A 21,101-nucleotide genomic window follows, 5' to 3' on the forward strand; every position below is an offset into this window, starting at 1 on the left:
CTTCCGGTGTCGACGGGGATCTTCAGAGATCGCGACCGACCAGCCGGGGCCGAGTCGTTACCTGTTACGCGCCGCACTCCTAGGAAACGCTCTTTGTGTGTTCTGCGTGTGTTCTTAGGCGGGTCTCAGCACTCTGCGTAAGACTGACGGCATGCGCATCCTCGTAGTGGACGACGACCGTGCCGTCCGTGAATCGCTCAGGCGGTCTTTGGAGTTCAACGGCTACACCGTGGAGCTCGCGAGCGATGGTGCGCAGGCATTGGAGACGATCCTCGCCAACCGTCCGGACGCGATGGTTCTCGACGTGATGATGCCGCGCCTCGACGGGCTCGAAGTGGCCCGCCGGCTCCGTAGCACCGGCGATGACCTGCCCATTCTCGTGCTGACCGCCCGCGACACCGTCTCCGACCGGGTCTCCGGCCTCGACGCGGGCGCGGACGACTACCTGCCCAAGCCGTTCGCCCTGGAGGAGCTGCTCGCCCGGTTGCGCGCGCTGCTGCGCCGCGCCGCGCCGGACGCTCAGCAGGGCGAGACGTCGGAGGTGCTGTCGTTCGCTGACCTCACGCTGGACCCGGGCACTCGCGAGGTCCGCCGCGGCGGACGCGAGATCAGTCTCACCCGCACCGAGTTCGCGCTGCTCGAGCTGTTCCTCTCGTACCCCAAGCACGTGCTGACCCGCGGAAGGATTCTGGAGGAAGTATGGGGTTACGACTTCCCGACGTCGGGCAACGCGCTGGAGGTCTACGTCGGCTATTTGCGCCGCAAGACGGAAGCGGACAACGAACCGAGGCTGATCCACACGGTGCGTGGAGTGGGGTACGTCCTGCGCGAGACCCCGCCGTGACCGACCACCCGGCGGGCGCGCACGCCGCGCCGGAGGGGGAGGTCCCGGATCCGCGGGGCACCCGGTGGAGCACCCGCCGGTTCTCACTGCGCGGCCGCGTCACGCTGCTGGCCGCCGCGTGCGTGGCGGGTGCGGTGGCCCTCGTTTCCCTGTGCGCCTACCTCGTGGTGCGCAACAACCTCCTCACCCAGCTCGACGACAACCTGCTGGCCCGCGCACAAGCCGCGGCGAACTCGCCCCAGGTGCCGACCGACCAGTTGCGCGAGGTCCCGGGAGCCTTGCTCGCTAGCGCTGACCTGCAGATCGGCCAGCTCAACGGCCTCACCGGCGACCTGATCTATCCGCAGCCGGGCACGCGGCCGCCGGTGGGTCCGTCCGAGATGCGCGTCGCGACCGGGGTGCTTCCGCAGTCGTTGCGCACCGACGCGACCACTGGCATGCGCGTGGTCGCGGTGCCGCTTGGGCACGGGCAGGCGATCGTGCTGGCTCAGTCGATGGCTCCGACGATGCGCGCGCTGAACCAGCTTTCCGTGGTGCTGTTCCTGGTCGGCGGTGCCGGGATCGTGGTGGCCGCGGGCGCGGGTACGGCGGTCGCGCGGGCCGGACTGCGCCCCGTCGACCGGCTGACGTCGGCTGCCGAACGGGTGGCCGCGACCGGCGACCTGCGTCCGATCCCGGTGAGCGGCGACGACGAACTCGCCCGGCTCACGCACAGCTTCAACATCATGCTCGGCACGGTCGCGGACTCGCAGGAACGGCAGCGGCAGCTGGTCGCCGACGCCGGGCACGAGCTGCGTACCCCGCTGACTTCGATGCGCACCAACCTGGAACTGCTGCTGTCGGCCAGCCGCCCGGGCGCACCCTCGCTGCCGGAGGACGACCGCGCCGACATCGAGGCAGATATCCGCGGCCAGCTCGACGAGCTGACCCAGCTCATCGGCGACCTGGTGGAGCTGGCGCGGCAGGACGAACCGCGCGAGCAGGCCGAACGCGTCGACCTGATGGACGTGGTCGAGCGCGCGCTCGACCGGGCGCGCCGACGGGCGGGCGAGATCGAGTTCGAGGTCGCGCTGCAGCCGTGGGTGCTCACTGGCGACAACAGCTCGCTCGAACGCGCGGTGCTGAACCTGCTGGACAATGCGGTGAAGTTCTCGCCGCGGGGTTCGCGGGTGCGGGTCACGCTGCGTCCGCTCGGCGACGGCACCGCGGTGGTCGAGGTCGCGGACTCCGGACCCGGCATCGCCGAGGAAGACCTGCCCAAGGTGTTCGACCGTTTCTACCGCTCGTCGGAGGCGCGTACCCTGCCCGGATCCGGCCTCGGGCTGGCGATCGTGAAGCACGCCGCCGAACGGCACGGCGGCACGGTTTACGCCAACCGGGCACCGGAGGGCGGGGCGCTGCTCACCATCCGGCTACCGGGGGTGCCCGTCGCCTGAGCTGTCTGCCACGCTTGGCGGTCGCCCGGCAGGGGGACCCTTGATCTGCACGTCGCGCACACCTGATGTTGAATCGTGTAGGATTTTGTGCAGTTGATGGGTGTGCTTGGGGAGTGGCGGTGCTCGCGCGGCAGCGACAGGCGGTGATCCTCGAGGAAGCACGCCGGACCGGTGCGGTCCGGGTCAGTGACCTCGTCGCGAGGCTCGGCGTCTCCGATATGACGGTCCGCCGCGATCTCGACGTACTCGCGGGCCGCGGCCTGGTCGAGAAGGTCTACGGCGGCGCGACGTCGCTGGTCGGCAAGAGCACCGACGAACCAGGGTTCGAGGCGAAATCGGTGCGTCAGCGCGCGCAGAAGGAAGCCATCGCGGAACTGGCGGCCACCCTCGTCAAACCGGGCACCGCGATCGGCTTGTCCGCGGGCACCACCACCTGGACGCTCGCGCACGCGCTCGACGGCATCGAGGGCCTCACCATCGTCACCAACTCGATCCAGGTCGCCGACGTGCTGCGCAACGCGGGACAGCCGGACCGCACAGTGGTCCTCACCGGCGGGGTGCGCACCCCGTCGGACGCGCTGGTCGGCCCGGTCGCCGTGCAGAGCCTCCGGACGCTGCACCTCGACCTGGTGTTCCTCGGCGTGCACGGAATGGCGGTAGGTCCCGGGTTCACCACCCCGAACCTCACTGAAAGCGAAACCGACCGAGCGCTGGTGGAGGCCGGACGGCGGCTGGTGGTGCTCGCCGACCACACGAAGTGGGGCACCGTCGGCATTTCCACGATCGCGGACCTGGAAGAAGCGCAGGTCGTGGTGACCGACGACGGACTGGACGACCGCGCGCGGGAAGACCTCGCGGAGCGGGTCGGAGAACTCATGATCGCCGAAACGGCGGAGAACCTCGAGGCAGAAGAAGCGTGAAACGCACTGTGCGGCACCTGGCCGACGGCCGGGAGATCATCTATTTCGACCACACCGACGCCCACGAACGGCTCGCCGCCGACACCCGGGACCTGCCGCCGGTCGCCGCGGCCTCGGAGATCCGCCGCGACCCGCTGACCGGCGAGTGGGTCGCGATGGCGGCGCACCGCCAGACGCGCACGTACAAGCCGCCGGCCGACCTCTGCCCGCTCTGCCCGACCCGGCCGGGCAAACCGAGCGAAATCCCCGAAGCCGACTACGACGTGGTCGTGTTCGAGAACCGGTTCCCGTCGTTCTCGCAGCAGGCGACCGGCGAACCGTCCACAGTGGACGGATTGGGTCTCGTCCCGACCGCGCCGGGACTCGGCCGCTGCGAGGTCGTGTGCTTCACCAGCGACCACGACGGTGCCTTCTCCCGGCTGACTCCGGAACAGGTGCGCCTCGTGGTGGACGCCTGGGCCGATCGCACCGCCGCGCTCGCGCAGACGCCCGGCGTGGAACAGGTCTTCCCGTTCGAGAACCGCGGCGAGGAAATCGGCGTCACGCTCTCGCATCCGCACGGCCAGATCTACGGTTATCCGTTCGTCACGCCGAAGACCGAGCGGATGCTGGCGGTCGCGCGCGAACACGGCCGATCGGTGCTCGGCGACGTGCTGGCGGCGGAACAGAAATCGGGCGAGCGCGTGATCGCGACCGGCGAGCACTGGACGGCTTTCGTGCCGCCTGCCGCGCGCTGGCCGGTGCACATCCAGATCGTGCCGCACCGGCGGGCACCGGATCTCCCGTCGCTCACCGACGCCGAGCGCGACGACTTTTCCCGCGTGTACCTGGACGTACTGCGCCGGTGCGACGCGCTGTACGACCGGCCGCTGCCCTACATCGCGGGCTGGCACCAGGCCCCGGTGCGGCGGGACCGGGAGCTGTCGTGGCTGCATCTGGAGCTGTTCTCCGTGCTGCGGGCCAAGGACAAGCTGAAGTACCTGGCCGGATCCGAGTCGGGCATGGCGGTCTGGATCAACGACGCCACCCCGGAACAGATCGCGGAACGGCTTCGTTCGGCAGGCTGACCGGAACTCGCGGCATACTCATCTACGAAACACAGGTTCGACTCAGGAACCTCTCAGGCCCAGCCGCTTAGGTGAGGACATGACCGAGAACGACCCCCACGTGCCCGACTCCGCGGCGGGTCGCCAGGACCCGGGTGCCCAGCCGGGCGCCGAAGGCCAGGCGGCCTGGCAGCAGACTCCGGCACGGCCGGACCAACCCTCTTCCGCTGGAGAAGCGGGACAGCCGGCTTCCAGCGCGACTGGTTCGACTGCCGCGTACGGTTCGGTCGCTGAAGGCTCGGCAGGGACGTCCGGCACCGGCACAGCGAGCGGCGACGCTTCCGGCGCGTACGGAGCGCCTGCGGGGCAGTACGGTGCTGCCCCGACGTATGGGACTGCTGCTCCGGCTGGAGGCACGCCGAATCCGTGGTCGGCCCAAGGTGCGGCCGCGCCGCACGCTGGCGCGCCCCAGACCGGGCCGATCCCCAGCGCTCAGCAGTCGACAGCGGGCCAGCCGTACGGCAGCCAGTACCCCGGCGGGACGCACACTCCCCCCGCCGGAGCCCCGGCCAATCCCTACGGCCCGCCGCCGGGAACCTCGGTGTACGGCGTCCCCGCGCAGCGCGAGAAGAAGGGTTCGGCGGGCAAGCTCCTCGCGAGCGTCGCCGCTATCTCGCTCGTGATCGGCGGCGTGGCGGGCGGTACCGTCGGGTACCTGACCGGCGGGTCCGGTTCGTCGGTGAGCGCGCTCGACGCGCCGAAACCCGCGCAGCAAACCGGCAACGTGCCCGCAGGCTCGGTCGAATCGGTGGCGCAGAAGCTGTCGCCGAGCGTGGTCGAGCTGCAGGTGTCCGGCCGGACCGCGGCTGGCGAGGGTTCCGGCTTCGTGCTCAGCAGCGACGGCTACATCCTCACCAACAACCACGTCGTCCAGGTCGCCGCGAACGGCGGCCAGATCCAGGCCGTGTTCCAGGACGGCAAGAAGGCCGCGGCGAAGGTCGTCGGCCGGGACCCGACCACGGACATCGCCGTGGTCAAGGTGTCCGGCGTCAGCAACCTCACGCCGGTCGAGCTGGGCCGCTCCGACGACCTGCGGGTGGGGCAGCAGGTGGTGGCCATCGGCTCGCCGTACGAGCTGACCGGCACGGTCACCTCGGGCATCGTCAGCTCGCTGCACCGCCCGGTGCAGGCAGGCGGGGACGAAACCGACCAGACCACGGTGATGGACGCGATCCAGACCGACGCCGCGATCAACCCCGGCAACTCGGGCGGCCCGCTGTCGAACATGAGCGGCCAGGTCATCGGCATCAACTCGGCCATCTACAGCCCGAATTCGGGCCGCGGCCAGGGCAGCGGCGGCGAGGGCGGCAACGTCGGCATCGGCTTCGCCATCCCGATCGACCAGGCGCGCCGTACCGCGCAGGACATCATCAAGACCGGCCACGCGACCCAGACGTTCATCGGCGCGAAGGTCACCGACGCACCCCAGGGCGGTGCCCAGCTCGGCGACATCACACCGGGCAGCCCGGCGGAGAAGGCGGGCCTGAAGTCCGGCGACGTGGTGACCAAGATCGACGACCGCGTCATCGACAGCGCCAACACGCTTGTCGCCGCGATCCGCACGCGCGCCCCGAACGACCAGACGACCTTCACCCTCGCCGGCGGACGCACGGTGCAGGTCACCCTGGGCGGGCAGGCGGTACCGGCCAACTAGTTCGCTCGGCCGCCGAGGCGCGGCCGAGACCAGCCACGGCTCGACCCCCTATCCGCGCTGGGGCCGAACCTTTGCAGGCCGCGCGCGACCGGAGCACAAGAGCCGGTCGCGCGTGGCCGTTTTTCATGCCCAGCGCCCGAAAACCGGCTCGCACACGAAAACACGAAGAGGCTCTCCGTGCCGCCTCCGACTCGGCACGGAGAGCCTCTCCGCGTGCGGTGAGGTGCCCACGCGCCAGTTCTCCCAAACGCCTAATCCGCGGGAAAATTCCGGTACCGGAAGAAAACCCAGGTCAACTACGTGCGTGCGACCGAACTTTCCGCGCCGCACGACGCCGGACCCCGACAATCCGGACGACCGATACGACCAGGACGGCACTCCACACCACGGCGAGCGTCGCCAGCAGCCCCAGCCACGTGTTCCCGTCGTGCAGGCCAGGCTCCGGCGGCACGCCATAAGCGCGCCACAGCAGCGGGAACGCCACGAAACCCAGCACCGCGGTCAACACCGCGCCGACCTGCATCGGCCCCCGCCACGGCTGCGGCAGGACCCGAGCGAGCAGCAGGCCGGCCACGCCCGCGATCGGAGCGAATACCGCGTCGTTGACGATCGGACCGCCGCCGATCCACAGCAACGTCGTGAAGCTGTCCGGCCACGCTGGTGCCGCGTAGTCGAGGAACAGCACGATCCCGTACGCCAACGCCGCTAATCCGGGCAGCGCCAGCAGAATTCGCGCGGTCTTCACCGCACCTCCAGCTTCTCGACCCACTTCGTCTGCAGCACGCCCGGCCGGCTGGGCGCGATCACGCGGCATGGATAACCATGGTCGAGGTTCAGCACCTCGCCGTTCAGCTCCAGCGCCAGCAACGTGAGCGGGTCGGCCGTGTGCTCGCCAGGCAGCACGCTGACGCCGTACAGGCCGGTCTTCTCCAGCGACGACACACGCACGTCCACGCCGGGTGAGCTGCCGTTCGCGCGCAGCAGGTCCGGGAACGAGACGCCGCGCCAGGTCGCCATCTGGCTCCACCCTTCGACGCACGCGATCGGCAGGTCCACAGTGGTCTGCGGCAACGCCCGCAACTCGGCCAGCGTGAACTGCCGGGTCCGCGCCGGAGTCACCACGGACAGCTGCCAGCCAGGGTCCTGCGCGGTCCGCGTGACCTGCGCTGCCGCGGCCGTGCGGTTGACCGGCAGCTTCTGCGTGCCCTTGTCCGATCGCCAGGACAACCCGGAGACGTTCCGCAGCGCGGGAACGGTCGCGCCCGCGGTAGCCAGCACGGCGACCCCGGTCGCGATTCCGGTGGTGGTCAGGAATCCCCGGCGCGACAACCCGGGGCCAGGCGGCTGGGCGGGGGCACGTTCCCGGGTCAGCGCCCGCCGGAGCACCGGGAGTTTCACCGCGACATGCACGAAGATCGACCCGATCGCGACCCACGCCACCGCGTAGTGCACCTGCGGAAAGTAGAAATTCCACGGGTAGTTCTGCGCAACGTTCAGCAGTCCCGAACTCAGTTCGAAGAAGGCCGCGCCGGAGAGGACGAGGATCGACAGCCTCTCCACCGCGTGCGGCACTGAGCGCAACAGCGGCCGCTCGAACAGCTTCGGATAGACGCTCCACAGTTTGGCCAGCAGCAACGGAATCGCCGCGATCCCGGACAGCACGTGCGCACCCTGCGTCACCCGGTACAGCCAAACCGGCCGGCTCGGCCAGAAGAACCACTCTGGCGGATGCTGGATCACATGGCTCAGCAGTCCGGTGACGAAGCAGATCAGGAACGCGAGCCCGAGCAGGCTGCCGACCCGGGCCGTCGCGCGCTCGCCATGCGCGCCGCCCTTGAACTGCTCCGCCTTCGGGACCCGGCGATCGACGGCACGGGCCCGTTCACCGATCTTGGCCTGTACCGAGGTAACCCGAGCATCGAGCCCGCGCCACGCGGCTGCCAGCCGGTTCACGCGCGTGCCAGCTTCGCGAACCAGCGACGACCGCGGCTGGTCGTCCACACCACTCGAAAGCCAGTCCGCACCGCGATTTCCGCAATCGCGTCGGCTCCGACCCAAGCCCAGGTGAACCACCGTCCGCCAGCGGGATCCGGCCGCAGGCGGACGTGGTCCCGGCGCACCCCCTGGCCCGGTTCCTCAAGTTCCACGAGCACATCGCCATCTGGCGTGAGCAACTCGTGTACTCGCCGCAGCAGCGCATCGGGATCGCCGCCGATCCCGATGTTGCCGTCAGCCAGCAGCACGTGATTCCATCGTCCCTCGCCAGGCAGGCGAGCGAAAACGTTGCGCTGCAACGCGCTTGCCCCGCGCCGTCGAGTAAGCCGCACCGCGACCGGCGAACTGTCCACGCCGAGAGCCACCACGCCTCGACGCGCCAAAGTAGCAGTAAGCCGACCGGGTCCGCAGCCGACGTCGAGCGTCGGACCCGCGCACGCGTCCAGCAGTACGGCGTCACCCGCGCCGCAACCGTCCGCCCAACGACCGACCGGAAGTTCGATCCGGTCGCCGTTCGCGAGCTCCAGCCAGCAGTGATGGCCAAGCAGCCCGCGATCGAATTCCCGGCCGGTCGCGAGTTTCATGCGACCGCTCCCACTGCGTCGACCGCGGTCGCGAACCTGCTGTCCGGCCGGATCGCGGCCACCCGCAGCGCGTCCGCCATCGTGTCCACATCGGACAGTGTCGGCAGCTCGCCAACACGGAGACCTGTTCCTTCCAATGCCGCTCGGGTGCGGGACCCGGTGTCTGGACGCGACATCGGAACTCCGGCGAGCACTTGCGCCTGCCGCGGATCAGCCAGCCCAAGCCCCCACCAGCCGCCGTCTTCCGCGCTGCCCAGCACTGCGCGGCTGGCCCCGTCGACGACCGGGTTGATCGCCGAAGCCAGCAAAACGGGAGAGACCTGCGGCGTGTCCATGCCGATCTGCAGTACGGGCAGCCCGGCATGCACCGCGGCAGTGTCGGAGTGCGCGTTGGCCAGGCGGGTACCGAAATCCCAGCCCCGCTGGGCGATCACGGTCGCCTTCCGCAATGCTCGGCCGATTTCGGCGCCCCGCGCTGCCTCCGCGAGGTCGCCCGTCATCGCCACCACAGTGTTCGCGTCGTCAGTGGCGAACGCGGCGTCCAGCGTGTCCAGCAGCGCGGAGGCAGCGATCCCCGCGGCCTGTTCTGGCGTCGCAGGAGGGCACAACCGAGTTTTCGCGAACCCCGGCACCGGGGCTTTCGCGACCACAAGCAGGCAGAATGTCATCGGGCCAACACCCGCCCGAAGTCCCGCACCGCTCGCAATGTGCCGCGCACCGAACCGGACACCTTCGATTTCGTGCCCTGCGCCCGTTCCCGGTACGCAACGTCGAACTCCTGGACCGCCCAGCCCGCGCGCTGAGCCTTCACCAACAGCTCAAGGGGATAGCCGAACGCCCGGTCTGCGACGCCGAGAGCCAGCAGCTCCCGGCGACGCACCGCCCGCAGCGGCGCGATGTCCCGCACTGGCAGTCCTCGGGACCGCAGGAGCAAGGAGAGGACGGCATTGCCTGCTCTTGCGTGCCACGGCCAAGCCGCCCGGGAAACCGGCACCCGTCGCCCGACTGCGAGGTCAGCGCCATCCATGACCGCGGCGACCAGACGCGGCAACTCGGCCAGGTCGAGCGACCCGTCGGCATCCGCGAAACAGACGATGTCGGCGGTAGTGCTCTCCAACCCGGTATGGACGGCGGCACCGTAACCGCGCCGCGGCTCGTCGACGACTTTCGCGCCATGCGCGGCCGCGACGCCGGGGGAACCGTCGCGCGACCCGTTGTCCACGACGATCGCGCGGTATCCCGGCGGCAGGCTGGCGAGCACGCCGGGCAGTGCGGCCGCCTCGTCGAGGCAGGGGAGGACGACGTCCACTCCGAATTCGTTCACGAGGCGTACGGTAAGTCTGGAAAGGACAGTGCAGAACCCTTGCTGTGCTTACCAAATCCTGACGTTCGCCAAGATCTTACCAACTTCTCACAGATCCGCCGAAAACCTGCCGGACGGCCGCGCGCGGGGTTATCGTGACCGGCGATGAGCGAGTCGACGAAGGCTGCCCGGCTCGCCGAGCCGTCGCCCCCGGTTCCCGTCCGTCCCCGGTTCCGCGCCGATCTCGTGACGGTCGGCGTCACTCTCATGGTGATCGCCGCCGCGACCGCAGTTGGCGTGTACTACAACCGGCCAGGCTCGGACGTGGTGATCTACGCGTTCGCGCCGCCGTTGTTCGCGCATTGGCTGCCGCACGTCGGCCCCGGCTCGGCGTTCGCCGTCCTGATCGCCGCCGGTGTCGTCCTGCACGGCCCGGCCCTGGCCGCCCGGCTGCGATGGCGGCGCGCCCTGGCCGCGGGCTACCTGGCTTCCCTCGCCTGGATCTTCTCGCTCGCCATGGTGGACGGCTGGACGCGCGGCTTCACCGGCCGGCTCACCACTCCGCAGGAGTACCTGCACGAAGTCCCCGGCATCACCGACATCCCGCGGTTCCTCCGCGAGTTCTCCTCGCGCATCCTCGATTTCCAGCCGAACTCGTGGACCACTCACGTGTCCGGCCACCCGCCCGGCGCGACCCTCGTCTTCGTCTGGCTCGACCGTCTCGGTCTCCGCGGCGGTGCCTGGGCATCGACCGCCGTGGTGCTGGTGGCCGCGTTGGTCGCGGTCGCGGTGCCGGCGACGATCGCCCTGCTCGGCCGTCCCGACGCCGCCCGCGCGGCGCTTCCGTTCGCCGTGCTCAGCCCAGGCGCGGTGTGGTTGGGCGTGTCCGCGGACGGCCTCTTCGCTGGCGTGACTGCGACCGGTATCGGGTTGCTCGCCCTCGCGTCGGTGGGCTTCCGAGAGCACCGTGGTTACGCCTGGCCCACGGCGTTGGCAGCCGGGATTCTCATCGGCTTCGGGATCTTCCTCTCCTACGGCCTCGTCCTGCTCGGCCTGATCGCGCTGGCCGTTGCCGTGCTCGGCAGGCAGTGGCGGGCCGCGGTTGTCGCTGTCCTTGGCGCATTGGCAGTGGTCGCCGTGTTCGCGCTCGCCGGTTTCTGGTGGGTGGACGGCTACCACCTCGTGGTCGAGCGCTACTACCAGGGCGTCGCGCTGGTGCGGCCGTATTCCTACTGGGTGTGGGCCGACCTCGCCGCGGTGGCGGTCGCCTGCGGACCGGCAGTGGTCGCGGCCGCCCGCCGAGGGGTGGCTTCGGCGGTCTTTCTGCCTTCTCGCCGGACGATCCTGCGCGATCCGGTGCTCCTGGTCGTGGTGGCGGCCGTGCTCACGATCGTGTTCGCCGATTCGTCCGGCCTGTCGAAGGCTGAGGTAGAACGGATCTGGCTACCGTTCGGCGCGTGGCTGATCCCGGCCACGGCGCTGCTTCCGGCGGGCCACCGCCGCTGGTGGCTGGCCGGGCAGGCGGTTGTCGCGCTCGCGGTCAACCACCTGCTGCTGACGAACTGGTGAGGTGAGGCATGGAGGACCAAGCGGGCCGCGTGCTCGTGGTGGACGACGACGAGACCGTGCGCGACGTCGTCCGTCGCTACCTCGAAACCGCCGGTTTCACCGTCGACCTGGCTGGCGACGGCACGGCGGCGCTCGCCCAGTTCGCCGAGCGCGTGCCGGACCTGGTGGTGCTCGACGTGATGATGCCCGGACTGAACGGGCTGGAGGTGTGCCGTCGGCTGCGGCAGACGAGCCAGGTGCCGATCGTCATGCTCACCGCGCTCGGCGAGGAGGAAAACCGGATCGCCGGACTGCAGCTGGGGGCCGACGATTACGTCACCAAACCGTTCAGCCCCAAGGAACTGACCCTGCGCGTGGCATCCGTGCTGCGGCGGGCCCGGATGCCGCGGCCCGAGCCGCCCACGGCTGAACTGACCGACGGCGACCTCCGGCTCCAGATGACCGCCCGCCAGGCGACGCTCGACCGCGCGGTGCTGCCGCTGACCACGCGCGAGTTCGATCTCCTCGCGTTCTTCCTCTCCCATCCCGGCACCGCGTTCAGCCGGGCTGACCTGCTGGAAAAGGTATGGGGCTGGGACTTCGGCGACCAGTCCACGGTGACTGTCCACGTGCGCCGGTTGCGCGAGAAAATCGAACGTGACCCGGCCAAACCGGTCCGCGTCGCGACGGTGTGGGGCGTCGGCTACCGCTACGACCGGACGCAGCCGTGATCGGCTCGGGCGAGACGGCGTGGGACATGTTCGTCCACGTTCTGCGCATCCTGCCGCTCGCCTTGCTGTTCGCCTTGCCGGTGGCAGCGCTGGGCGGACTCGCGCTTTACCTGCTGCGGCACCGGTCGCTGGTCACCACGATGACCACGCTCGTGCTGACTCCGATCGCCGCGATGCTGATCGGGATCCTCGGCGTGAGCGGCTTCATGTTCACTGAGGCCCTGACCACTGAACTGCTGGTGTGCCTGCTCGTGGCACTGGTGGCGGTGCCCGCGGCGATGGTGCTGGGCCGGGTCATCGCGCGGCGCAGTGTGTGGGAACGCGAGGCGCGAGAACGCGAACGCGCGGCGGAGGCGTCGCGTCGCGAACTGGTCGCGTGGATCAGCCACGACCTTCGCAGCCCGCTCGCCGGGATCCAGGCGATGGCGGAGGCGCTGGCCGACGGCGTGGTTTCGGAGCGCGCCGAGGTGGCTGATTACGCCCAGCGCATCAGCGGCGAGACCACCCGGCTGTCCGGCATGGTGGGGGACTTGTTCGAGCTGTCCCGGATCACCGCGGGAGCGCTCGAACTGAGCATGTCGGCCGTGCCGCTGCGCGACGTGGTGAGCGACGCGGTCGCCGCACAGGCACCGGTGGCTGACCGCAAACGCGTGCGGGTACTGGAAAACGCCTCGGCGTGGCCGGTGGTGTCCGGCAGCGATCCGGAGCTGGCGCGGATCGTGCGGAACCTCGTGTCCAATGCCATCCGGCACACTCCGCCGGACGGTACGGTCGCCGTGCAGATCGGCATCGACGGCGACCAGGCGCTGCTGGCCGTGGACGACGGCTGCGGCGGGATTCCGGACGACGAGATCAGCCGGGTCTTCGACGTCGCCTTCCGCGGCACCCAAGCCCGCACCCCTGACCGCAGCGGCACCACCAGCGGTGGCGGGCTGGGCCTGGCGATCGCGAAGGGCCTGGTGGAGGCACACCGGGGACGGATCGGCGTGCGGAACCACGGCCCAGGATGCCGCTTCGAGGTGCGGTTGCCGTTGGCGGTCTCCTGATATGTCTATTGTGGACAGTCAAGAAGCGGCAACCGCCGAGACCGGCTCCACGGTGCGGTCCGCCGCGATCCGGAAGAACGGCTCCTCCGGGAAATGCGCTGCCGCGACGATCGTGCCGGTGCCGGCCACCTCGCCGAGCCAGCGGCGGCGGGTCAGCTCCGCCTGCCCGGGATCGAAGTCGGACGCCCCGCCGATCGCCGGATCAGCCATCTGCTCCGGAATCTGGAAGACGTCGCCGAGCAGGACGACGCGACGGTCCTGATCTGCGGCTTCCAGCACGTGATGCCCTGGCGTGTGCCCCGGCGCATGCCGGACGGTGACGCCGGGAGCGACCACTTCGCCGTCCGACAGCGGACGCAGTTTGCCCTGGGCGCGAAGGGCTTCCAGCGCTACGCGGCCGCGGTCGTGCCGCCCCGCCGGTTCGATGAATGCTGCCCAGTCGGGCGCGCCGTACCGCACTTCGGCATTCGGGAAGTACGGCGCGCCGTTCGGCGCGACCCAGCCGATGTGGTCGGCGTGCAGATGAGTCAGCACGACGGTGTCGATGTCTTCACGGGCAACCCCGGCTTCAGCGAGCGCCGCGGGCAAGCCTCCGGTGTGTTCTGGCTCGGCGGCGCCGACCACCGGGTGCAATTGCTCTTTGGAGTGCTGCGGCAGATGCGGCTCGCCGGACGCACGCGGTCCGAAGCCGGTGTCGACCAGCACGGTGCGGTCGCCTGTCCGGATCAGGAATGCGCCGATGACCACGGGCACGGTGCTCGGCGCCGAGCGCTTGCCCCGAAGTCCCGGGAAGAACGACGACGGCAACTGCAGCCGTCCGTCGCTCAGCGCGTGGATTTCGATGTCCCCCACCACGATGGAACGCATGCCCAGCATCAAGATCCGGCACGGCCGATTCATTCCGGAACGTGATCTTCACCTCATCAGGTGACGGAGGCGCGCAGCTCCGCAGTGGCGAACGCGGCGATGCCTTCCGAGAAGGACGTTTCCGCCTGGAACCCGAGCAGCTCCCGTGCTCGGGCCGGGTCGGCGACCACGTGCCGGACGTCAGCGGGCCGCGCACCGCCGACGATCCGCGGCTCCGGCCCTGCGCAGGCAAGGGCCAGTTCCCGGGCCAGGTCGCCGACGCTGTGCGGCCGTCCGGAACAGATGTTCAGCGGCGTGAGGTCTGCCTCCGGACCGTCGTTCCGGAGCGCGAGGACATTGGCTCGGGCCACGTCGTCCACGTGTACGAAATCCCGCTGCTGCTGCCCGTCCTCCAGCACGGTCGGCGCTTCGCCTCGCTCCAATGCCGAACGGAACAGTGACGCCACGCCGGCGTACGGCGTGTTCTGGGGCATCCGGGGGCCGTAGACGTTGTGGTAGCGCAACGCCCAGACCGTGCCGCCGGTCTGCCGAGCCCATGCGCCCGCGAGGTGTTCCTGCGCCAGTTTTGTTGCCGCGTACGTGCTTCGAGGCAACAGCGGGGCGTTTTCGGGCACGAGTTGCCAGCCCAACTCGGTACCGCAGTGCGGGCAGGCGGGCTCGAATCGTCCGGCGTCCACATCGGACTGCTGGCGAGGCGACGGCGGAACGACACCGTGCTCCGCACACGCGTAACGCCCCTCGCCGTAGACCACCATCGACGAGGCGAGCACGAGCTTGCGCACTTTCGCCGCATGCATCGCGGCCAGCAGCACGGCAGTGCCGTAGTCGTTGTTCAGCGCATACGAGGGCGCGTCGGAGGGATCGACGCCGTGCCCGACCACCGCGGCCTGGTGACAGACCGCGTCGGCACCGTCGAGCAGCTCGGCGACGATCTCGGTATCGGTGACGTCACCGCGGAGGAAGCGGTGCCGCTGGGTGTATTCGGGCGGCGTGGTGGAGCCGTGCGCGGTGGACAGCAGGTTGTCCAGCACGACGACCTCGTCGCCGTCGTCGGCCAGTTGATCAGCGATCCGGGACCCGATGAACCCGGCGCCGCCGGTGATGAGCACTCGCACCTCGCCGACGCTAGGCCGCTTGCCCCAGGACGCGCGCGGCCTGCGCGGACCACGTCACCGAATCGTCAGAAATCACCGGGCCCGTGGCGGCGAAGCGAGCCCGGAACCGGATACGGTGTCGGCATGGAACGGAGCGCACAGCGGCTGGGCCGGGCACTCGTGGTGATTGTGGACGACCGGGTCGCGCACGGGGAGCACGAGGACACCTCCGGGCCGCTCGTCACCGAGCTGCTTGAGGAGGCCGGATTCATCGTCGACGGCGTCGTGGTGGTCGAGGCCGAGACCGCGGGCATCCGCAACGCACTCAACACGGCGGTGATCGGCGGGGCGGACCTGGTGATCACGGTCGGCGGCACCGGAGTGTCGCCGCGCGACCGCACGCCGGACGCGACCGCCGGGGTGCTCGATCGCCCGATCCCGGGCATCGGCGAGGCCCTGCGCGCCTCCGGACTGGCCGCGGGCGCGGTCGACGCCGGGATCTCCCGCGGCCTGGCCGGAGTTTCGGGCAGCACGCTGGTGGTCAACCTGGCCGGCTCACGTGCGGCTGTACGCGACGGCATGGCGACCCTCTCCTCGCTGGTGCCGCATGTGATCGACGAGCTTTCCGGCCTCGAAGAGGTCTGAGCCCGGCCGTTTCGCGGCGGATGTCTCTCTGCACTTGTCAAACAACAGGTGGGACGATGGACCCATGCCGCACGAGGAACGACGCCCCCGCGTAGACGAGGCCCAGCGCCGCCGCCGGGTCGACGAGATCTTCGGCGACGTCCTGCCGGAGACCACGTCCGATGAGCGGGGCCGGAGCCCGGAGACCACTCCGGATTCGTGGTATCTCGAGAACCGGCCCCCGCATCACGATCAGTGAACCCTCAGTTGCCGCGGCTGGAGGGGCCGTTGCCCTGCTGCGCGCGCAGCAGGTCGCGGATTTCGATGAGCAGCTCGACGTCGGTGGGCTCGGCGGGGCCGGGCTCCTGGCCGCGCTTCCGCCGCTCCTGCAGGTGCTTCACCGGCAGCACGACCAGGAAGTAGACGATCGCGGCGACGATCACGAAGTTGATCGCCGCGTTGATCACGCCGCCGAAGTCCATGAAGGTCGCGCCGTTTTCCTTGAGGATCCGGAAACCGAGCCCCTGCGCCGCGTCGGAACCACCGATCGCGCTGATCAGCGGCTTGATCAGGCCGTTGGTGAACGCCGTGACGATCGCGGTGAACGCGGCGCCGATCACGACGGCGACAGCGAGGTCGACGACGTTGCCGCGCATCAGAAAGTCCTTGAAACCTTTCAGCACTGCTGCTCCCAGGGGATTCGGGACAGGCGGCTGGCCGTCTTCAAACAGCTGTCGCCCGTCGGAACAGGGTCGGGTTAGCGGAGAGTAACCGTTACCGGTCGTTCGAGCGAGGAAGCAGCGACCTGCGTGGCAACCTGGGTCGGCAGCGCGAGCAGTACCAGCGGACCCTTCTGCGGCGGGCCCAAGGCGCGATTCCCGGTATCGTCGGGACGCCGGACGGTGACCACCGAAGCCCCTCTGGCCAGCACAGACGCGGAATTTGTGGTATCCGCGCCCGCGACGACGTCGACGCGCTGGCCCGGCCGAAGCAACTCGGCGACGGCCGCGTCCGCGAGCCGGACGGCCACGGTGACCGCGCCGGGTTCACCCGTTACGGGGAGGTTGTTGCCCAGAAGCCGAACGTCGGTGAGGGGCTCGCCGGCGCGGGCCGCGCCGGACAGAAGCCGACCCACCGCCGCGTCAGTGGCCGCGAGCGCGCCAGACGGGCGGAGGTTGTCGGGCAGCGCGACAGTCCGCACGTCAGCAGCGTGCAGGACCGACCCCGAGGGCAGGTCGCGCGCGGAGACCACCGTCGAGGTGGCGGGTGCGCCTCGCGCAGAGGGCGGGAGAAACAGGACGAGCAGGCCGGCCAAGAACAAGGCCGCCGCGAGACACCGGCGGAGCATCCGGGCTCGCCGCCCGCGCGGCAGACGGAGGTCAGGCAGCGCGGGAAGGCGGCTGAGCAAGGTGTTCACGGTTGTCCCCTCGTCGGTTCCGGTGCGGCGGGATACCGCACGAATCCGACGTTAAGGACGTCGCGAACCGGCCGGAAGAGCCGATTCGCGAACCTGTGGACAACTGGCCCCTTGTGGATAACTCGGGGGTCAGGAGGGCGTGGGAGCCGTTTTTGTCGTGCTCGTCGTGGAGGATGTGTTCGAGGACGAAGAAGACGTCGACGAAGAGGAGGTGGTGGACGACGAGTCGGACGTGGCGCTCTCGGTCTTGGCCGGGGTCGCGGAGGCGCTCGACTTGCTCGAATCACGCGAATCCGTGCGGTAGAACCCGCTGCCCTTGAAGACCACGCCGACCGAGCTGAAGACCTTGCGCAGTGGACCGGAGCACTGCGGGCAGACTGTCAGGCTGGGGTCGGAGAAGGACTGCACCGCCTCGAAGCGGTGGTCGCATTCCTTGCAGGCGTACTGGTACGTGGGCACTGAAGCTCCTTCATGCACTGGCACTCGACCTACGAGAGTGCTAACCCAATTGTGCTGGACAGCATTCCCTCTGCGCAATTACCCCTTGCTCACAGTGCGGGCGCGGAAGGGATGATGGCGAGTTAGCGCTGGTCAGGGCGTCATGGGTGGCGGCGGCTGGGTGACTGGACTGCGGCTGGTCCGGTCGGGTGGGCCGTTGCTGGGCTGTTTGGCGGGGCCTGCGAGGTCTGTGGGCGGGCTTGCTCGCGGCGGGTTTTGGCGGTCGCGAGGGAGCGGGTGCTGGTGTGGGTTGTGTGCGGATGCGTGGTTTGGGCGGTTCGTGGCTGGGCGGCGGCATCGGGTTCGGGCGGCGGGTCACGATGGTGGTCATCGGGTTCGGCGGTGGGCTATGACGGCGGTCATCGGGTTCGGTTGGCGGCGCCGAACACGGTGACCGATCGAGTGGTCTTGACCACTTCCGCGCCGAGCCGCGTTGAGCCGAGCAGAGCCCGCGCCGAGCCGAGCAGCAGCTCGCGCTGTGTCGCGTTGAGCCAAGCTGCAGCTCGCACTGTGTCGCGTTAAGCCGAGCGGCAGCTCGCGCTGAGCCGAGCGGCAGTCTCACCGAGCAGCGGCAGCCGTTGGCAGCTGGATGAGGCCGGAGGGTGTCAGGACGGCGGTCATGGGCACGTCGTGGGGTTCGGCCGGGAGACGGTCGACGACCTCCTCCGCGCGCACCACAGCCACGCGGGCGGTGTTGGGCGCGGCGGTCAGGGTGCGGTCGTAGTAGCCCGCTCCGCGACCGAGGCGGGTGCCGTGGCGGTCGACGGCCAGGGCTGGGATCAACAGGACCTGTGCCGAGGCCACCGCGGCGGTGCCCAGGCGTGGGCCGGATGGTTCCAGGACGCCGCGGAGGCGTCCGGGGACCAGGGCGTCCGGGCCGGTGTACTCGGCCCAGTCGAGCGGGCCGGGCGTGTCCGGGATGACTGGCAGCAGAACGCGCGCGGCCAGGGCGTTCACCAGGGAAATCTGGCCGGGTTCGGTGCCGAAAGGGAGGTACGCGCACACCGTTTCCGCGTGGATCGACGATGCCGCTGCCGCCAGGGCGGCTGCCTCGCGAGCGTGGGCTTCGGGGGGCAGTTCGGCGCGGGCGCGAAGGATTCGTGTCCGCCACTCCGCCTTGCTCGGGGTCTCATTGCCCGGCTCGTGCATGAGACCAGGTTAGGCTTTGCGCCCATGACGGGCGCCTCAACCACCCAGACCTTCAGAACCGCCATCGTGCCTGCCGCAGGCCTCGGCACGCGATTCCTGCCGACTACGAAAGCGGTGCCCAAAGAGCTGCTGCCAGTGGTCGACACGCCGGGGATCGAGATCGTCGCGACCGAGGCGGCGAGCGCGGGAGCGAAGCGGCTGGTGATCGTCACCTCGCCGGGCAAGGAAGCTGTCGTCCGGTACTTCGAGGCGATGCCGGACCTGGAGAAGACGCTCGAGGACAAGGGCAAGACCGAACTGCTGGCGAAGGTGCGTCGCGGGCCGGAGCTGCTGGACGTCGAGGTCGCGATCCAGGAACAGGCACTCGGGCTCGGGCACGCTGTCGCGCAGGCCGAGCCGAACCTCACCGACGAAGACACCGCTGTCGCCGTTCTCCTGCCCGACGACCTCGTGTTGCCCGCCGGGGTCCTCGACCGGATGTCGGCCGTTCGCGCCCAGTACGGCGGAAGCGTGCTTTGTGCCTTCGACATCCCGAAGGAGCAGATCTCCCCATACGGCGTCTTCGACGTCACCGACACCGACGACCCGGACGTCAAGCAGGTCCACGGCATGGTCGAGAAGCCCAAGCCGGAGGACGCGCCCTCGACCTACGCCGCGGCTGGGCGGTATCTGCTCGACCGGGCGATTTTCGACGCGCTGCGTCGGATCGAGCCCGGCGCGGGCGGTGAGCTGCAGCTCACCGACGCCGTCGCGCTGCTGATCCAGGAGGGACACCCGGTGCACATCGTCGTCCACCGCGGCGGGCGGCACGACCTGGGCAACCCGGGCGGATTCCTGCGCGCCGCCGTCGATTTCGCGCTTGAGGACCCGGATTACGGGCCGTCGCTGCGCACCTGGCTGACCGAACGGATCGGAAACGATCGCCCATGACGGACTCCCTCGATTCCACCCCCGCCGTCCCGACCGAAGACGTGGCCGAACCGGCAGTCCAGGCCGTCCCCGCGGCGGAATCGGCGGAAATCGTCGCCTCGCCGGAAGAATCCGCCGAGCCCGGCGATTTCCGCTCGGTCGACGAGCAGATCGCGCTCACCCTCGACGCCGCTGTGCGCCCGCGTCCGGTTCGCGTCGCGATCTCCGAAGCGCAGGGCCTGCTCTGCGCGGAGGAAGTGGTCGCCGAGCACGCGTTGCCCGGGTTCGACCAGGCGGCGGTGGACGGTTACGCGGTCCGCAGCGTCGATGTGCAGACCGCCGGGCAGGAACCGGTCCAGCTGCCGGTCGTCGGCGAAATCCCGGCTGGCTCCCGGCAGCCGCGACGGTTGCAGCCAGGCCAGGCGGTGCGGGTCGACACCGGCGCGCCGCTGCCCACGCTCGCGGACGCCGTGGTCCCGACCGCTTACACCGACGGCCACCAGGCCAAGGTCACCATCACCCGGTCCGTGCCGTCAGCGGGCTACGTGCGGCGGGCCGGCGAGGACGTGCAGATCGGCGATGTCGCGGTGCGCAAGGGCGACACCATCGGCTCCGCGCAGGTCGGGCTGCTGGCCGCGGTCGGCCGCGCGAAGGTGCTGGTCTACCCGCGGCCGCGGGTGTCGATCGTGTCGGTCGGCGACGAGCTGGTGGACATCGACCGCACGCCGTCGGTCGGCCAAGTCTACGACGTCAACTCGTACGCGCTGGCGGCGGCCGCTCGCGACGCGGGCGCCGAGGTGAGCCGGGTCGGCATCGTGCCGGGCGATCCGAAGCGGCTGCGCGAGGTCGTCGAAGGACGGCTGCTGATGTCCGAGATCGTGGTCGTCGCGGGCGGGGCAGGCGGGTCTTCCGGCGACGAGGTGCACGCCGCGCTGTCCGACCTCGGGCACATCGACCTGACGAGGGTCGCGATGCACCCCGGATCGGTGCAGGGCTTCGGCAGGCTCGGCCCGGACTCGGTGCCGACCTTCCTCATCCCAGGCAACCCGATGAGCGCGCTCGTGGTGTTCGAGGTGCTGGTACGGCCACTGATCCGCACCGCGCGCGGCACGCGCAACCCGCACCGCCGGGTGGTCGGAGCGCGGCTGCTGTCGTCGATCACCTCGACGAAGGGCCGCCGCGGCTACCTGCGCGGCCAGCTGCTGCGCGACGAGGCGAACGGCGAGTACCTGGTGCAGCCTCTTGGGACCTCGGGGGCGCACCTGCTCGCGTCGCTGGCCGAGGCCAACTGCCTCATCACCGTCGAGGAGGATCTCACCGAGGTGGCCGCGGGCGACCAGGTCAAGGTCACCTTCCTCGCCCAGCGCGCCTGATCC

At 70.0% G+C, this 21,101-nt stretch carries 24 protein-coding genes; 12 read left to right on the forward strand and 12 right to left on the reverse strand.

From position 1 onward, the window contains the following. Positions 1-151 precede the first annotated feature (151 nt). The 5 genes from BM362_RS30350 to BM362_RS30370 all read left to right on the forward strand — a co-directional run bounded on the left by BM362_RS30350 (position 152) and on the right by BM362_RS30370 (position 5,960). Positions 152-844, forward strand: coding sequence for a response regulator transcription factor (locus tag BM362_RS30350; protein ID WP_037811118.1), 693 nt, complete (start codon positions 152-154; stop codon positions 842-844). Further along, positions 841-2,280 carry a sensor histidine kinase gene (locus BM362_RS30355; RefSeq protein WP_093575434.1) on the forward strand — a complete coding sequence of 480 codons (1,440 nt, stop codon included), beginning with the start codon at positions 841-843 and terminating at the stop codon, positions 2,278-2,280. The genes BM362_RS30350 and BM362_RS30355 overlap by 4 nt, the downstream gene beginning before the upstream one ends. 119 nt (positions 2,281-2,399) lie before the next feature. After that, positions 2,400-3,200, forward strand: a complete 801-nt coding sequence (locus tag BM362_RS30360; RefSeq protein WP_093575557.1) for a DeoR/GlpR family DNA-binding transcription regulator — start codon at positions 2,400-2,402, stop codon at positions 3,198-3,200. Next, the gene (gene galT / locus BM362_RS30365) at positions 3,197-4,267 is read left to right on the forward strand and encodes a galactose-1-phosphate uridylyltransferase (protein WP_067575448.1); all 1,071 of its coding nucleotides are present in this window, start codon (positions 3,197-3,199) and stop codon (positions 4,265-4,267) included. The genes BM362_RS30360 and galT overlap by 4 nt, the downstream gene beginning before the upstream one ends. 79 nt (positions 4,268-4,346) lie before the next feature. Beyond that, on the forward strand, positions 4,347-5,960 hold the full coding sequence (locus BM362_RS30370) for a S1C family serine protease (RefSeq protein WP_093575435.1): 1,614 nt from the start codon (positions 4,347-4,349) through the stop codon (positions 5,958-5,960). Positions 5,961-6,252: 292 nt separating this feature from the next. Here the strand turns inward: BM362_RS30370 and BM362_RS30375 are convergent, their stop codons facing one another. Genes BM362_RS30375 through BM362_RS30395 form a run of 5 tightly spaced genes read right to left on the reverse strand, consistent with a single transcriptional unit; the run spans position 6,253 to position 9,848 of the window. After that, positions 6,253-6,705 carry a hypothetical protein gene (locus tag BM362_RS30375; RefSeq protein ID WP_067575452.1) on the reverse strand — a complete coding sequence of 151 codons (453 nt, stop codon included), beginning with the start codon at positions 6,703-6,705 and terminating at the stop codon, positions 6,253-6,255. Continuing rightward, positions 6,702-7,850 (reverse strand): molybdopterin-dependent oxidoreductase, encoded by a 1,149-nt coding sequence (locus BM362_RS30380; RefSeq protein WP_093575558.1) that lies wholly within the window; start codon positions 7,848-7,850, stop codon positions 6,702-6,704. Before BM362_RS30380 ends, BM362_RS30375 begins: the two co-directional genes overlap by 4 nt. Before the next feature lie 59 nt (positions 7,851-7,909). Then, positions 7,910-8,539 (reverse strand): class I SAM-dependent methyltransferase, encoded by a 630-nt coding sequence (locus BM362_RS30385; RefSeq protein WP_093575436.1) that lies wholly within the window; start codon positions 8,537-8,539, stop codon positions 7,910-7,912. Further along, positions 8,536-9,207 carry a TIGR04282 family arsenosugar biosynthesis glycosyltransferase gene (locus tag BM362_RS30390; protein WP_093575437.1) on the reverse strand — a complete coding sequence of 224 codons (672 nt, stop codon included), beginning with the start codon at positions 9,205-9,207 and terminating at the stop codon, positions 8,536-8,538. Before BM362_RS30390 ends, BM362_RS30385 begins: the two co-directional genes overlap by 4 nt. Continuing rightward, positions 9,204-9,848 (reverse strand): glycosyltransferase family 2 protein, encoded by a 645-nt coding sequence (locus BM362_RS30395; RefSeq protein WP_067576498.1) that lies wholly within the window; start codon positions 9,846-9,848, stop codon positions 9,204-9,206. The genes BM362_RS30390 and BM362_RS30395 overlap by 4 nt, the downstream gene beginning before the upstream one ends. 159 nt (positions 9,849-10,007) lie before the next feature. Here BM362_RS30395 and BM362_RS30400 point away from each other — a divergent pair, with 159 nt between their 5' ends. From BM362_RS30400 to BM362_RS30410, 3 genes are read left to right on the forward strand one after another with little or no spacing between them, the layout of a single operon-like run. After that, entirely contained in the window at positions 10,008-11,411 is a 1,404-nt protein-coding gene (locus BM362_RS30400; RefSeq protein WP_093575438.1) for a hypothetical protein, read from the forward strand. Between the two features lie 8 nt (positions 11,412-11,419). After that, the gene (locus BM362_RS30405) at positions 11,420-12,121 is read left to right on the forward strand and encodes a response regulator transcription factor (RefSeq protein ID WP_093575439.1); all 702 of its coding nucleotides are present in this window, start codon (positions 11,420-11,422) and stop codon (positions 12,119-12,121) included. Further along, the gene (locus BM362_RS30410; protein WP_067575462.1) at positions 12,118-13,167 is read left to right on the forward strand and encodes a sensor histidine kinase; all 1,050 of its coding nucleotides are present in this window, start codon (positions 12,118-12,120) and stop codon (positions 13,165-13,167) included. The genes BM362_RS30405 and BM362_RS30410 overlap by 4 nt, the downstream gene beginning before the upstream one ends. Positions 13,168-13,185: 18 nt before the next feature. Here BM362_RS30410 and BM362_RS30415 read toward each other — a convergent pair whose 3' ends face one another. Together BM362_RS30415 and BM362_RS30420 are read right to left on the reverse strand one after the other, a co-directional pair. After that, a complete protein-coding gene (locus BM362_RS30415) occupies positions 13,186-14,034 on the reverse strand; it encodes an MBL fold metallo-hydrolase (RefSeq protein ID WP_244287339.1) in 849 nt (282 codons plus the stop codon). 56 nt (positions 14,035-14,090) lie between these two features. Next, positions 14,091-15,149, reverse strand: coding sequence for an NAD-dependent epimerase/dehydratase family protein (locus tag BM362_RS30420; protein WP_067575464.1), 1,059 nt, complete (start codon positions 15,147-15,149; stop codon positions 14,091-14,093). A 123-nt stretch (positions 15,150-15,272) separates the two neighbouring features. Here BM362_RS30420 and BM362_RS30425 point away from each other — a divergent pair, with 123 nt between their 5' ends. Together BM362_RS30425 and BM362_RS47715 are read left to right on the forward strand one after the other, a co-directional pair. Further along, the gene (locus tag BM362_RS30425) at positions 15,273-15,773 is read left to right on the forward strand and encodes a MogA/MoaB family molybdenum cofactor biosynthesis protein (protein ID WP_009083558.1); all 501 of its coding nucleotides are present in this window, start codon (positions 15,273-15,275) and stop codon (positions 15,771-15,773) included. Between the two features lie 64 nt (positions 15,774-15,837). Beyond that, on the forward strand, positions 15,838-16,011 hold the full coding sequence (locus BM362_RS47715) for a hypothetical protein (protein WP_167545491.1): 174 nt from the start codon (positions 15,838-15,840) through the stop codon (positions 16,009-16,011). A 4-nt stretch (positions 16,012-16,015) separates the two neighbouring features. On the opposite strand, the gene mscL is transcribed toward BM362_RS47715, so the two are convergent. From mscL to BM362_RS30445, 5 genes are all read right to left on the reverse strand, one after another. Then, complete coding sequence (gene mscL, locus BM362_RS30430) at positions 16,016-16,435, reverse strand: large-conductance mechanosensitive channel protein MscL (protein WP_067575466.1); 420 nt, start codon at positions 16,433-16,435, stop codon at positions 16,016-16,018. A 74-nt stretch (positions 16,436-16,509) separates the two neighbouring features. Further along, the gene (locus BM362_RS30435) at positions 16,510-17,169 is read right to left on the reverse strand and encodes an SAF domain-containing protein (RefSeq protein ID WP_244287340.1); all 660 of its coding nucleotides are present in this window, start codon (positions 17,167-17,169) and stop codon (positions 16,510-16,512) included. 129 nt (positions 17,170-17,298) lie between these two features. Further along, a complete protein-coding gene (locus BM362_RS30440) occupies positions 17,299-17,628 on the reverse strand; it encodes an FmdB family zinc ribbon protein (RefSeq protein ID WP_093575441.1) in 330 nt (109 codons plus the stop codon). A gap of 398 nt (positions 17,629-18,026) precedes the next feature. Then, positions 18,027-18,176, reverse strand: a complete 150-nt coding sequence (locus BM362_RS47720) for a hypothetical protein (RefSeq protein ID WP_167545492.1) — start codon at positions 18,174-18,176, stop codon at positions 18,027-18,029. Between the two features lie 49 nt (positions 18,177-18,225). Then, positions 18,226-18,816 carry a 5-formyltetrahydrofolate cyclo-ligase gene (locus BM362_RS30445; protein WP_093575442.1) on the reverse strand — a complete coding sequence of 197 codons (591 nt, stop codon included), beginning with the start codon at positions 18,814-18,816 and terminating at the stop codon, positions 18,226-18,228. 24 nt (positions 18,817-18,840) lie between these two features. Between BM362_RS30445 and BM362_RS30450 the strand changes: the two genes are divergently transcribed. After that, positions 18,841-19,746, forward strand: coding sequence for a UTP--glucose-1-phosphate uridylyltransferase (locus BM362_RS30450; protein WP_067575470.1), 906 nt, complete (start codon positions 18,841-18,843; stop codon positions 19,744-19,746). Continuing rightward, a complete protein-coding gene (gene glp / locus BM362_RS30455; protein WP_202507365.1) occupies positions 19,743-21,098 on the forward strand; it encodes a molybdotransferase-like divisome protein Glp in 1,356 nt (451 codons plus the stop codon). Before BM362_RS30450 ends, glp begins: the two co-directional genes overlap by 4 nt. The last annotated feature ends 3 nt before the right edge of the window (positions 21,099-21,101 follow it).

This window comes from Amycolatopsis rubida, assembly GCF_900115345.1.
Taxonomy (GTDB): Bacteria; Actinomycetota; Actinomycetes; order Mycobacteriales; family Pseudonocardiaceae; genus Amycolatopsis; species Amycolatopsis rubida.

Excerpts from the sequence above, each read along its gene's own strand:
- BM362_RS30350 (WP_037811118.1), top strand. The coding sequence starts at position 152 with ATGCGCATCCTCGTAGTGGACGACGACCGTGCCGTCCGTGAATCGCTC.
- BM362_RS30370 (WP_093575435.1), top strand. The coding sequence starts at position 4,347 with ATGACCGAGAACGACCCCCACGTGCCCGACTCCGCGGCGGGTCGCCAG.
- BM362_RS30385 (WP_093575436.1), bottom strand. The coding sequence starts at position 8,539 with ATGAAACTCGCGACCGGCCGGGAATTCGATCGCGGGCTGCTTGGCCAT.
- BM362_RS30390 (WP_093575437.1), bottom strand. The coding sequence starts at position 9,207 with ATGACATTCTGCCTGCTTGTGGTCGCGAAAGCCCCGGTGCCGGGGTTC.
- BM362_RS30400 (WP_093575438.1), top strand. The coding sequence starts at position 10,008 with ATGAGCGAGTCGACGAAGGCTGCCCGGCTCGCCGAGCCGTCGCCCCCG.
- BM362_RS30405 (WP_093575439.1), top strand. The coding sequence starts at position 11,420 with ATGGAGGACCAAGCGGGCCGCGTGCTCGTGGTGGACGACGACGAGACC.
- BM362_RS30415 (WP_244287339.1), bottom strand. The coding sequence starts at position 14,034 with ATGCGTTCCATCGTGGTGGGGGACATCGAAATCCACGCGCTGAGCGAC.
- BM362_RS30425 (WP_009083558.1), top strand. The coding sequence starts at position 15,273 with ATGGAACGGAGCGCACAGCGGCTGGGCCGGGCACTCGTGGTGATTGTG.
- BM362_RS47715 (WP_167545491.1), top strand. The coding sequence starts at position 15,838 with ATGCCGCACGAGGAACGACGCCCCCGCGTAGACGAGGCCCAGCGCCGC.
- BM362_RS30445 (WP_093575442.1), bottom strand. The coding sequence starts at position 18,816 with ATGCACGAGCCGGGCAATGAGACCCCGAGCAAGGCGGAGTGGCGGACA.
- BM362_RS30450 (WP_067575470.1), top strand. The coding sequence starts at position 18,841 with ATGACGGGCGCCTCAACCACCCAGACCTTCAGAACCGCCATCGTGCCT.
- glp (WP_202507365.1), top strand. The coding sequence starts at position 19,743 with ATGACGGACTCCCTCGATTCCACCCCCGCCGTCCCGACCGAAGACGTG.